Raw genomic sequence first — 11,773 nt, 5'->3', positions numbered from 1 at the left:
GACAATTCGCCTCGATGTCCATCGTGCACAGCTCCTTCTACCGTTTTACCCCGATGCCGGACCCCGCCGGCCTGGCCGAAAGCCTGCGCCGACGCGGTGCCGAACTGGGCCTGGGCGGCGTCGTGCTCGTGGCAGAGGAGGGCATCAGCGCGGCCATTGCCGGCGAGGCCGAGGCGGTGCAGACCTTCGAGCGCGAGCTGCAGTCGAGCCCCGGTCTCGCGGCGCTGCATTTCAAGCACAACGCCTGCGAGCGCCGCCCCTTCAGCCGCTTCAAGGTCAGCGTCAAGCGCGAGATCGTCGCCTTCGGCGTGCCGGGTGTTCGAGGCGATGCGACCGACACGCACGTCAGCCCCCAGCGCTGGCGCGAGCTGCTGGACGACCCCGGCACCGTGGTCCTCGACAACCGCAACGGCTTCGAGTTCAAGCTCGGGCGCTTCCGCGGTGCGGTCGACCCCGGCGTGGCCCATTTCCGCGACTTTCCGGCCTACGTCCAGGCCCACCGCGACGAGTGGCAGGGCAAGACGGTCGCCATGTACTGCACCGGCGGCATCCGCTGCGAGAAGACGGCGGCCTGGATGCAGGCCCTGGGGCTGAAGGTCGCCCAGCTCGACGGCGGCATCCTGAACTTCCTCGAAGCCTTCCCCGACGCGGCGCGCGACTGGCAGGGCGAGTGCTATGTCTTCGACAAGCGCATCGCCATCGACGCCCGGGCCCGCGAGACCGGCACGACGGCCGAGGCCGTGTTCAGCGATCCGGCCGACGCCTGGCGCCTGGTGCGCGCCCGTCGGCTGGACCCGGGCGCGGAGGATTGATTCCCACAGACCGGAACAAAGCTTCCGGACGGCCGCGCATCTGCCGCGCCGCAAACGCCGACAATCCCCCCGCGCGCCGCTTGCGCGCACCGAAATCCCTCACTCGATGTCCCATCTGATCGTCCACGGCGGCACGCCCCTCTCCGGCCGCATCGTCCCCTCGGCCAACAAGAACGCCGTCCTGCCCATCCTCTGCTCGACGCTGCTGACCCGGCAGCCGGTGCGCCTGCGTGGCGTGCCCGAGATCACCGACGTGAAGAAGATCGTCGAGGTCTTCCGCAAGCTCGGCTCCAAGGTCGAGCTGGACTTCAAGACCGGCATCCTCGACGTGCACCACGAGCACACCCATTTCGACCCCAACACCGACCGCCTGCCGGAGGAGATGCGCTCCTCCATCATGCTGGTGCCGGGGCTGATGGCGCGCTTCGGCGCGGCCCGCATCGAGGACGACGTCAAGGGCTGCACGCTGGGCGCGCGCGAGATCGACCCGCACGTCGAGGTCTTCGAGCGCTTCGGTGCCCAGGTCGAGCGCCTGCCCGACGGCCTCATCCTGCGCGTGCACCGGCCCCTCACGGCCAACGCCCACTGGACCGACTACGCCTCCGTCACGACGACCGAGAACTTCGTGCTGTGCGCGGCGCTGGCCGATGGCGTCTCGACGCTGACCAATGCCGCCAGCGAGCCCCATGTGCAGGAGTTCTGCAACTTCATGTCGCTGCTGGGCGCGAAGATCGAAGGCCACGGCACGTCCAAGCTGAAGATCACCGGTGTGCAGGAGCTCGGCGGCGCCGACTACACCTTCACCGAAGACTTCCACGAGATCGTCACCTTCCTGGCGCTGGGCGCCATCACCGGTGGCGACGTGCGCGTGAAGAACAGCGCGCCGGAAATGTTCCCGCTGCTGGACCGCACCTTCGCCAAGTTCGGCGTGCAGATCGTGCACGAAGACGGCTGGAGCCGCTGCGTGACGAGCGGCCCGCTCAAGGTCAAGGAGCCCTTCACGCGCACCATCCTGCAGAAGGTCGAGGCCGCGCCCTGGCCCTATGTGCCGGTGGACCTGCTGCCTATCTTCGTGGCGCTGGGCGTCAAGGCCGAGGGCAGCGTGATGTTCTGGAACAAGGTCTACGACGGCGCCATGGGCTGGACCAGCGAGCTGGCCAAGTTCGGCGCCCACGCCTTCCTCAGCGACCCGCACCGCATGATTACCTTCGGCGGCAAGCCGCTCTCGCCGGCTGAGGTCGAGAGCCCCTACATCATCCGCGTCGCCATCGCGCTGCTGATGGTGGCGGCCAGCATCCCCGGCAAGAGCGTGATCAGGAACGCGACGCCCATCCGCCGCGCCCATCCGAACTTCGTCGAGCACATCGGCGAGCTGGGGGCGCGCATGGAGTGGGTGGAAGGCGATTAAGTGCTGCGCTGGCTTGCGGCTGCATGCCTGGTGGCTTCGGCCGCCCAGGCCGCACCGCCCGCTGACACCATCCGCTGGGTGGCGCAGGACGTGCCGCCCCACTTCAGCTTCGTGCAGGGCCGTCCGCCGCGCTCCGTTGCCGAGCTGGGCCATGGCGAGGTGGACGGCTTCATGCGCGTGCTGCTGGCGCGCATGCCGGGCTACCGACACGAGTTCGTCGAGGCCAGCACGGCCCGCTACGAGACGGAGAGCCGTCGCGGGCAGACGCTGTGCTCCACCATGCACGTGCGCACGCCCGAGCGGCTGCAGTGGGCCTGGTTCTCCCACCTGTATCCGCCGCTGATCTCGCGCGAGATCCACGTCATCGTCAGGCGCGACCTGATGGACCGGCTCTCCCAGGGTCGCCCCCAGGATGGCCGCCTGCTGCTGGCCGACCTGCTCAAGCGCCCCGAGCTGCGCCTGCTGGTGGCGCGCGACCGCGCCTTCGGTGCGCAGATCGACAGCCTGCTGTCGCAGCACACCGTGCCGCGCATGGCCGTCGGCGCCCAGCTCAGCAGCCAGCTGCTGGACATGCTGCGGGCCGGCCGCATGGACTACACGCTGGAGTACCCCTCCGTCGTCAAGGACTACCTCGGCCGCGTGGGTGACCCAGGTTCGCTGGTCGCCCTGCCCATGGCCGAGGGCCTGAGTACGTTGCTGGCCACGGTCTCCTGCAGCCGTACTGCCATGGGCCGGCGCCACATCGAGGCCATCGACGCCGCCGTGCGCGAGCTGGCCCGCGATCCGAACCGCGAGGCCTGGGTACGCGAATGGCGAGGCGAGCGCTCCGATCCCCTGGACATGAAGCGGCTCAACGCCTACATGGACGAGCGCGCCCGCGGCGGGCCGCGCATCGAGTAGCGCGTGGCGAGGCCGCCCAAGCCCGCCCTGCCGCTGCGCGACGGCGTTGCGGCCAGCGCGGTGTTCTGCCCCGCCGGCACCTGGCCCACGCTGACGGCGTTTCTCGACGAGCGCCTGCCGCGGGTGCCGGACTGGGCCGAGCGCATCGCCCGTGGCGACGTGGTGGACGACGCCGGCCACCCGCTGCCGGCGACGCCCTACGCCGGCGGCAGGCGGGTCTACTACTGGCGCCACCTCGACGCCGAACCCGAGGTGCCGTTCGAGGCCCGCATCGTGTTCCAGGATGAGCACCTGCTCGTCGCTGACAAGCCCCATTTCCTGCCCGTCACGCCCAGCGGCATCTACGCCCGGCAGACGCTGATGGCGCGGCTGCGCCACGCCACCGGCCTCGTGGATCTCAACCCCGTGCACCGGCTGGACCGCGAGACGGCCGGTCTCGTCGTCTTCAACATCCGGCGCGCGGAGCGCGACGCCTACCACCGCCTGTTCCGCGAGCGCGCCGTCGACAAGGTCTACGAGGCCATCGCGCCGCTCGGTGCCGGCCCATGGCCGCGCGTGGTGCGGCATCGCCTCGAAGAGCCCGGCGGCGAGGGCTTCATGCAGATGCAGGTGGTCGACGGCGAGCCCAATGCCGAGACCTGGATCGATCTCGTGGAGGCCCTGCAAGGCCGGCAACAGGGCCTGGCCCGCTACGAGCTGCGCCCGCGCACGGGCCTGCGCCACCAGCTGCGTGCCCAGATGAACGCGCTGGGACTGCCGCTGGTGGGTGACCGCATCTACCCGCTGCTGCAGCCGCACGAGAACCCGCCGCGCTTCGACGCACCACTGCAGCTGGTGGCCCGCGCGATCGCGTTCACCGATCCTGTCACGGGCCTGCCACGCGCTTTCCGGCGCGGCGCCGCGACAATCGCGCAGCCATGACCGCCGCCGACCCCCAAGCCCAAGTCCAGGAACTGCGCCGCCAGCTGCAGACGCTGCTGGATGCCGCCACGGCCAACGAGCGCAAGCTGGATCGCTTCGACGCGCTGGAGCGCCGCCTCATCGCAGTGACGTCGATGGAGGAGCTGGTCAACCTGCTGCTCGTCGACTGCCGCGACGACTTCGGCCTGGACGCGGCGGAGCTGTGGCTGCTGGACCCCGACGAGGAGTTGCGCCGCGCGCTGCCGGCCCTGCCCATGATCAAGGCGCCCAGGTTGCTGGACGGCCATGGCCCGCTGAAGGATCTGTTCGGCGCCGCTCGCACCACCCGCCTCATCGGCCCCGGGCCCGACGAAGCCCTGCTGGCCCTGGCCTTCGCGCCCGAGTCCGGCGTGCGTTCGGCGGCGCTGCTGCCGCTGATCCGCCAGGGCCTGCTGATCGGCAGCCTGCACCTGGGTTCGCGCGACCCCGAGCGCTACGACGCCGCCTCCGGCACCAAGTTCCTGGACCGGCTCTCGGCCATCGCCGCCATCGCCATCGAGAGCATGCTCAACCGCGAGCGCCTGCGCCGCGCCGGCATGACCGACGGCCTGACCGGCGTGCACAACCGCCGCTATTTCGACCACCGCAGCCTCATCGAGTTCAGCCAGGCGGTGCGCCACCGCTACCCGCTGGCCTGCCTGTTCCTGGACATCGACCACTTCAAGGCCATCAACGACCGCCACGGCCACCCCGCCGGCGACGAGGTGCTGCGCCAGGTCGGCGGGCTAATCCTGCGTTCCCTGCGCACCGGCGACCTGGCCGCACGCTACGGCGGCGAGGAGTTCGTCGTGCTGCTGCCGCGCACCGACCTGGCCGGCGCCTGCGAGGTGGCGGAGCGCATCCGGCTGATGGTTCAGGAGGCGCCTTTCGTGACGCCGGACGGCGGTACGGTCGGCGCGACGCTGTCGGTGGGCCTGGCCATGCTGCCGGCGGGTGCGACGAGCTTTGCGGACCTGCTGTCGGCAGCAGACCGGGCCGTCTACGGGGCCAAGCGCGCCGGGCGCAACCGCACCGTGGCCGACGGCGGCGACGAGCTCAGTGCAGCCACTGCAGCTGCATCGTGAACATGTCGCCGCGGCGGCCGTAGGTCTTGCCGAACAGGTATGCCGCGTTCAGCGTCACGGTGTCCGGGCCCTCGTCCCACAGCGTGGCCAGCAGGGCCGGCCCGGCGCGGTGGGACTGGCGCGCCCGCGGTGCCCAGTCGTTCCATTGCCCGACCTCGCTGAAGCCCTCCACGCCGACGCGCCAGCCCGGCGCCACGCGGTAGACACCCCGCCACTGCAGCTTGAGCCGCGTGTCGTGCTTGTCACTGTCGTATTCCCAGAAGGCGCTGGCGTTGAGCTTCAAGGCGCCCAGGTCGGTCTGCCAGACGGGGCCCAACTCCAGCGCGCTGCTGCGGTCCTCGCGGTTGCGCACGAGCTGGGCGTGAATGGCGAGGTCATAAGGCTTCTCGCCCTGGGTCAGCATGACCTCGTTGATCCAGTTCCAGGTTTCCAGCCTGGCCCCGCGCAGCGTCTCGCCCTCCCAGCTCGCCAGCAGCCGCGTCGTCCAGCGCGTGTTGACGCCCCAGCTCAGGCCCAGCTCCGGCCACAGCACGGCCTTCTCGTCGGGCGCCTTCACGGTCCAGTAGCGCAGCTCGGCACCGACGCGGCCGGCCTGGTCATAGGGCGTCACGATGTAGTACCCCGGGTCGGCCGCAGCCGATCCAGCCAGGGCCGCAAGCATCAACCAACGCCAACTTCGCATGGGCGGACTCTAGGGGGCTGAATCACAATGGTTCGGCCATGAAAACCCTGCCGCCCCTCCTGCTCGCCCTCGGTCTCGCCGCCTCCGCCCATGCCGGCCCGGCGCTGGAGCGCATCCAGTCCAGCGGCCGCATCGTGCTGGCCCACCGCGAGTCCTCCGTGCCCTTCAGCTATCTGCTGCCCGACGGCCGCCCGGTCGGCTACGCGGTGGACCTGTGCCTCAAGCTGGCCGAGGCCGTGCGCAAGAAGCTCAAGATGAACACGCTGAGCCCGCAGTTCCTGCTGGTGACGCCGGCCAACCGCATCCAGATGGTGGCCGATGGCAAGGCCGACATGGAATGCGGCTCGACGACCAACAACGCCGAGCGCCGCGAGAAGGTCGCCTTCACCGTGCCCCACTACATCACTGGCGCGCGCTACCTCGTCAGGGCCGACAGCGGCATTACCGAGCTGGCGCAGTTCGAGGGCAAGACGCTGGTGTCCACCAAGGGCACGACGCCGCTGAAATCCATCACCCAGGCCAACAACGAACGCGCCCTGCACATCAGCATCATCGAGGCGCCCGACCATGCCAAGGCGATGGAGATGCTGGCCGCGGGCCAGGCTGACGGCTTCGTCATGGACGACGTGCTGCTCTACGGCATCGTCTCGGCCCGCCCGGACGCCGCCAGGTTCCGCGTCGTCGGCAAGTTCCTGACCATCGAGCCCCTGTCCATCGTGCTGCCCAAGGGCGACGCCGAGTTCAAGGCCATCGTCGACGACGAGATGAAGCGCCTCGTTGCCAGCCACGAGGCGCACGCGCTGTACGAGCGCTGGTTCATGAGGCCCATTCCGCCCAGGAACACGGCACTGAACCTGCCCATGAACTACCTGCTCAAGGACTTCTGGAAGTACCCCTCCGATCAAGTCCCATACTGAGCGACCCCTGACAAACCCCGAGACAACGGCTCGCACAGGGCGCGCCGAGGCCGTGACAATTTGTGCCGCAGTCCGCGTCACAGATGAGCACCGATTCCCTCGCCGAACCCATGACCCATGTCAGCCCGCGCCGGCTGGGTTCGCTGCGGCTGCGGCTGACGCTGGCGGTGCCGCTGCTGACGGCCTTCATCGTCGCGGTCTTCGAGTGGAGCCTGGGGGGCTTCGAGTCCATGCCGGAAGGCCTGGCCCGCACCGCCTGGCTGGTGCTGCTGGTCAGTGCCGCCCAGCTGCTGCTCATCGAGGCCCTGCTGCTGCGGCCGCTGCGCCGGCTGGCGGCAGGCTGCGAGGCCATGGAGTCGGCGCCCGTGCCCTTGACGCCCGAGGCCGCCGTGCCGGCGCCCGGCCTCACCGCCGAGCTGGACCGCATCGGTCACGCGATGCTGCGCGCCCGCGGCTCGCTGTGGCAGCAGGACCAGGATGCCCGCGAGTTGCGGCGCGAGCTGGCCCAGCAGCGCCATCTGCTGCAGGAGGCCCATGCAGCGTTGGAGGCCAACCAGCGCGAACTGGCCAGCCTGGCGCGCACCGACGCGTTGACCGGCATCGCCAACCAGCGCGCCTTCGACGAGGCCCTGCGCCGCGAATTCAAGCGCGCGCAGCGCCTGCGCGGCCTGCTGGCCGTGGCCGTGCTGGACCTGGACCAGTTCAAGCAGTTCAACCTCGTCCACGGCACGACTGCCGGCGACGCCGCGCTGCAGCGCGTGGCCAGCCTGCTGAACGAGCGCTTCAAGCGCGACACCGACGTCGTTGCCCGCCTGGGGGGCGAGGAGTTCGTGGCCCTGCTGCCGGGCTTCGGCATGGCCGAGGCCCAGGGCGTACTGGAGTCATTGCGTGACGAGCTGCGCGCACTGCGCCTTCCCGACGGGCAGGGCAGTCTGACGCTGAGCGTGGGCCTCGCGGCGGCCAGCCCGGCGCATCCCTATCTGAGCGCCCAGGCGCTGCTGCAGGCCGCCGACGAGGCGCTCTACATCGCCAAGCACGCCGGCCGGGACCGTCTCAGCCTGGCGGCCTGAACCTCAACGGCCGTGTTCCTGGGCGGCCAGGAGCTGCTCGTTGACGCGCCGTGCCGCGCGCAGCACCAGCGTCTCGTCGAGCTGGGCCTGGGGGGCGATCTGGCTGGCGACCTCGTCGAGCTGTTCGGGGTGGGTCAGCAGGGCCCAGGCCACCGTCGAGATCGCGGCGACGCTGCGGCGCGCGAGGCTCTCGGGCATGGTCAGCGTGGCCTGGATCTCGACGTGGTGGCGCACGCTGGCGACGGCTGCCGGGGCCAGGCCCCAGCTTTCGCACAACGCTGCGCCGAGGGCGTCATGGCTGACGCCGAAGGCCGTGCGCTCCAGCTCGACGAGCTCCGCGTCGCGCGTGGCGGCGCGCAGCATGGCCGGGTAGTGCGTCGGCGCGTGGCGGTAGAGCACGGCCTTGCCGCATTCCTCGAACAGGCCGGCCGAGTGGGCGGCCCAGGGGTCCACGCCCAGCATCTGGCCCATGCGGCCCATCAGCAGGCCGCGCTGCGAGGCACGCGTCCACACGGCTTCCAGCTCGGCTGCGGCCGGGAAGGCGGCGCGCAGGCCCATCTCGAACGTGATGGCGGCCACCTCGCGCATGCCCAGATAGGTCAGGGCCTGGTGAACGGTCTGCACGCGACCGCGCAGGCCGTAGAGGGAGGAGTTGACCGCCTTCATGACGGCCGCCGCCAGCGCCATGTCGGTCTCGACCAGGGAGGACATGGCCTGCAGGTCGATGTCCTCTGCCGCCATCAGCAGCGAGAGCTTGACCAGGACCTCGGGCTGGGTCGGGATCTCGATGTCCAGATTGCGCAGTTGAGGATCGACGGGCATGGTGAGTGGGATCGCTGGGGAATGCCTGATCGTAGTTCAGCGGAAGAAGGCGTCCCAGGCTGTTTTGAGGATGAGCGCGCCGACGACGGTGATGAAGACGCCCCGCACGAAGCCGGCGCCATGCTTGAGCGCCAGCCGCGTGCCGGCCAGGCTGCCGATGACGTTGGTGACGGCCATCACCGCCGCCACCTGCCACCAGATGTGGCCCTTGCTGACGAAGAGCGTGATCGCGAACGCATTGGTCAGCAGGTTCATCAGCTTGGCCGTGGCCGACGCGTGCAGGAAGTCGTAGCCCAGCACGCGCACGAACAGGAAGACGAAGAAGCTGCCGGTGCCGGGGCCGAAGAAGCCGTCGTAGAAGCCCACGCCGAGCGCGATGGCGCCGGCCGCCAGCGCCTCGGCGCGGCCGGCGAAGCGAGGCTTGTGCTCGCGGCCCAGGTCCTTCCTGGCCAGCGTGTAGATGAATACGGCCAGCAGCACCAGCGGCAGGGCCTTGCGCAGGCCGTCGGGGTTGACGAGGGTCAGCACCCATGCGCCCGTGAAGCTGCCGGCGCCGGCCAGTGCAGCGGCGGGCAGCAGCCGACGCCAGGGCAGCGAAACGCGCCGCACGTACTGCACGGTAGCCCAGCCCGTGCCCCAGATGGCCGCACCCTTGTTCGAGCCCATCAGCGTGGCCGGCGGCGCGTTCGGGAAGGTGCTGAACAGGGCCGGCGTCAGGATGAGCCCGCCGCCGCCCGCCACCGCGTCGATGAAGCCGGCGAGCAGGGAGGCGAGGGCGACGATGGCGAGGTCGAGCATGTCCTTGATTCCAATCCGGCGCGGCGTCGTCCATTGATCGGGCCGAGCGCCGGGCCGCTCCCAAGCCGGCCCGTCTGGCGATGTGCGAGCGGGGCAGGCCCCGCGAGCATCGCCGTCCCCTCGGGGGGCCCGACTGGGCTGCCCGCGTCCAGCGGACGCAGACCGGGCGAGGGGCCCAAAGAAAACGGCCACCAAGGGGTGCCTTGGTGGCCGGTGGGATTGTCTTCGGGGTTACGAAGCAACCTTGTGCGCTTGGCGCTTGTCTTGTCTCCTCACAACCCGCCCGGCGGTCCTGGACCAGAGCCCGGAACCGCGTCGAGTGCCGAGAATGTATTGCCCCGCGACGGTGCATGAAACTGGGGTAAGCCCGGGTTCGTCGGCTGCGAAAGGTGCAGGACGCCCCATTTGTGTGCATTCTGGCCGGAGCCGACCTGCGGTAAGAATCCGGCCATGCGCCGCTTGCTCCTTCTGCTGCCCCTCTTGATACCAGCCCTGCTCAGCGCCTGTGGAGGCGGAAGCGGAGGCAGTGGCGGTGGCACCGATGGGGGTGGTGGTGGCCTGGGCCAGACCCTGACCCTGACGTTGCCGGCCAACGGTCTGGTGCCGGCCGATCTGGCGGTCATCGTGGCCGAGGGGGATGCCCTGAGCGAGGCCGTGGGGGCGGCCTACGTGGCCGCGCGGGGCGTGCCGGCGGCCAATCTGGTCCGCGTGCGTGTCAATACCGCCAACGACGCAATCCCGGCCGCCGACTTTGCGTTGCTGAAAACCGACATCGACGCTCGGCTGCCCGCCGGCACCCAGGCCACGTTGCTGACCTGGGCCGCGCCCAGCCGGGTCGTCGGCAGCTGCAGCATGGGCATCACGAGCGCGATGGCCTTCGGTTTCGACGCCCGCTACTGCAATCCCAGCCCCGCGACCCAGCTGTGCGCCGGCACGGCGGCGTCGCCGCTTTACGACAGCGAGGTGCGCCGGCCGCAGGTCGAGGCCCAGGTGCGCCCCGCCATGCTGCTGGGCGCCGGCACGCTGGCGGCGGCCCAGGCGCTGATCGGCCGCGGCGTCGCGGCCGATGCCAGCCGACCGGCCGGCGAGGGCTGGCTGGTGCGCACGACCGATGTCGACCGCAGTGCCCGCTGGGCCGATTTCGCCAGCCTTGCGGCGGCCTGGAACGGCGCCCTGGCGCTGAATTACGTCGACAACAGCGCCGGCCCGGCCGGCGGCGACGCCTTGGCGGGCAAGAGCGGCGTGCTCTTCTACCTGACGGGCCTGGCCAGCGTCGGCAGTCTGCCCACGCTGCAGTTCCGCCCGGGCGCGCTGGCCGACACGCTGACCTCCACCGGCGGCGTCCTTCCCACCGGCGGAGGCCAGATGCCCATCACGGCCTGGCTGGAGGCGGGCGCCACGGCCAGCTACGGCACCGTCGAGGAGCCCTGCAACTTCCAGCAGAAGTTCTCGCGCGCTTCGGTGCTCGTCGACCAGTACTGGCGCGGTGCGACCGCCATCGAGGCTTACTGGAAGGCCGTGCAGTGGCCGGGCCAGGGCCTGTTCGTCGGCGAGCCCCTGGCCCAGCCCTTCCGCGACAGCCCGAGCTTCGCCATCGTGGCGGGGGAGTACCAGATCAAGACGCGAGCCCTGCGTCCCGGCAGCCGCTACAGCCTGCAGTACCTGCAGGGGGCGGCCTGGACGACGCTGGCGACGTTCACCGGCGTGCGCGGCCAGGCGCTGGACGGGCGCGCGCCGCTGCCGCCGGCTGCAGCCACGCGCATCCGCTGGCAAGGCCCCTGCCCGGACAACGCGGCGAACACCTGCACGCTGGCCCAGTCGTCATGATCGGCCCCTGAGAATGCGGGGCGGTCAAATCCCGATTGCCGCGTGCCGCCCGCCGTTGAACAGTCGCCGTCCCGCTGTACCCTGCCCCGCCATGTCCCTGCCGTCCCACCGCGCCCGCGGCTTCACGCTGCTCGAACTCCTCGTCGTCATGGTCATCATCGGCCTGCTGGCCGGTTATGTCGGGCCGAAGTTCTTCGGCCAGATCGGCAAGAGCGAGGTCAAGGCGGCGCGCGCGCAGATCGACGCGCTGACCAAGTCGCTGGACCAGTACCGCCTGGACGTCGGCCGCTACCCCAGCACCGAGCAGGGCCTGGCGGTGCTGGTCACCAAGCCGGCCGACGAGCCCAAGTGGGCCGGGCCTTACCTGTCCAAGGCGCTCCCCAAGGATCCCTGGGGCAACGACTACCAGTACCGCAGCCCCGGCGAGCATGGCGAATACGACCTGCTGAGCCTGGGCAAGGACGGCCGCCCTGGCGGCGAGGGTGAGGACGCCGACCTCACCAGCTGGTAAGC

The 11,773-nt window shown here is 70.5% G+C and carries 12 protein-coding genes; 9 read left to right on the top strand and 3 right to left on the bottom strand.

Features of this window, described 5'->3' with window-relative positions; all coding sequences use genetic code 11:
* Positions 1-14 precede the first annotated feature (14 nt).
* The 5 genes from trhO (at position 15) to AC07VX_RS04725 (ending at position 5,144) form a co-directional block, all read left to right on the top strand.
* The gene (gene trhO / locus AC07VX_RS04745; protein ID WP_493162841.1) at positions 15-812 is read left to right on the top strand and encodes an oxygen-dependent tRNA uridine(34) hydroxylase TrhO; all 798 of its coding nucleotides are present in this window, start codon (positions 15-17) and stop codon (positions 810-812) included.
* A gap of 106 nt (positions 813-918) precedes the next feature.
* Positions 919-2,220: a UDP-N-acetylglucosamine 1-carboxyvinyltransferase gene (locus AC07VX_RS04740; protein WP_493162843.1), complete on the top strand. Its 1,302-nt coding sequence runs from the start codon at positions 919-921 to the stop codon at positions 2,218-2,220.
* Positions 2,221-3,120 carry a TIGR02285 family protein gene (locus tag AC07VX_RS04735; protein ID WP_493162845.1) on the top strand — a complete coding sequence of 300 codons (900 nt, stop codon included), beginning with the start codon at positions 2,221-2,223 and terminating at the stop codon, positions 3,118-3,120.
* A gap of 3 nt (positions 3,121-3,123) precedes the next feature.
* Complete coding sequence (locus AC07VX_RS04730; protein WP_493162846.1) at positions 3,124-4,041, top strand: pseudouridine synthase; 918 nt, start codon at positions 3,124-3,126, stop codon at positions 4,039-4,041.
* The gene (locus AC07VX_RS04725) at positions 4,038-5,144 is read left to right on the top strand and encodes a GGDEF domain-containing protein (protein ID WP_493162848.1); all 1,107 of its coding nucleotides are present in this window, start codon (positions 4,038-4,040) and stop codon (positions 5,142-5,144) included. Before AC07VX_RS04730 ends, AC07VX_RS04725 begins: the two co-directional genes overlap by 4 nt.
* Here AC07VX_RS04725 and AC07VX_RS04720 read toward each other — a convergent pair.
* Positions 5,116-5,826 carry a hypothetical protein gene (locus AC07VX_RS04720; protein WP_493162849.1) on the bottom strand — a complete coding sequence of 237 codons (711 nt, stop codon included), beginning with the start codon at positions 5,824-5,826 and terminating at the stop codon, positions 5,116-5,118. The genes AC07VX_RS04725 and AC07VX_RS04720 overlap by 29 nt on opposite strands.
* A gap of 38 nt (positions 5,827-5,864) precedes the next feature.
* Here AC07VX_RS04720 and AC07VX_RS04715 point away from each other — a divergent pair, with 38 nt between their 5' ends.
* Together AC07VX_RS04715 and AC07VX_RS04710 are read left to right on the top strand one after the other, a co-directional pair.
* The gene (locus tag AC07VX_RS04715; RefSeq protein WP_493162850.1) at positions 5,865-6,743 is read left to right on the top strand and encodes an amino acid ABC transporter substrate-binding protein; all 879 of its coding nucleotides are present in this window, start codon (positions 5,865-5,867) and stop codon (positions 6,741-6,743) included.
* An 83-nt stretch (positions 6,744-6,826) separates the two neighbouring features.
* Positions 6,827-7,813 carry a GGDEF domain-containing protein gene (locus AC07VX_RS04710; protein ID WP_493162851.1) on the top strand — a complete coding sequence of 329 codons (987 nt, stop codon included), beginning with the start codon at positions 6,827-6,829 and terminating at the stop codon, positions 7,811-7,813.
* A 3-nt stretch (positions 7,814-7,816) separates the two neighbouring features.
* Here AC07VX_RS04710 and AC07VX_RS04705 read toward each other — a convergent pair whose 3' ends face one another.
* Both AC07VX_RS04705 and AC07VX_RS04700 read right to left on the bottom strand, forming a co-directional pair.
* On the bottom strand, positions 7,817-8,635 hold the full coding sequence (locus AC07VX_RS04705; protein WP_493162852.1) for an HDOD domain-containing protein: 819 nt from the start codon (positions 8,633-8,635) through the stop codon (positions 7,817-7,819).
* 36 nt (positions 8,636-8,671) lie between these two features.
* Complete coding sequence (locus tag AC07VX_RS04700) at positions 8,672-9,433, bottom strand: sulfite exporter TauE/SafE family protein (protein ID WP_493162853.1); 762 nt, start codon at positions 9,431-9,433, stop codon at positions 8,672-8,674.
* Between the two features lie 450 nt (positions 9,434-9,883).
* Here AC07VX_RS04700 and AC07VX_RS04695 point away from each other — a divergent pair, with 450 nt between their 5' ends.
* Positions 9,884-11,260, top strand: coding sequence for a TIGR03790 family protein (locus AC07VX_RS04695; RefSeq protein ID WP_493162854.1), 1,377 nt, complete (start codon positions 9,884-9,886; stop codon positions 11,258-11,260).
* Between the two features lie 91 nt (positions 11,261-11,351).
* Positions 11,352-11,771: a type II secretion system major pseudopilin GspG gene (gene gspG / locus AC07VX_RS04690; RefSeq protein WP_493162855.1), complete on the top strand. Its 420-nt coding sequence runs from the start codon at positions 11,352-11,354 to the stop codon at positions 11,769-11,771.
* Positions 11,772-11,773 lie beyond the last annotated feature (2 nt).

It is taken from the genome of Roseateles sp. GW821-FHT03B02 (assembly GCF_059421025.1).
Note: the sequence above shows the minus strand (reverse complement) of the source record. Positions and strands in the feature narration are given on the sequence as shown.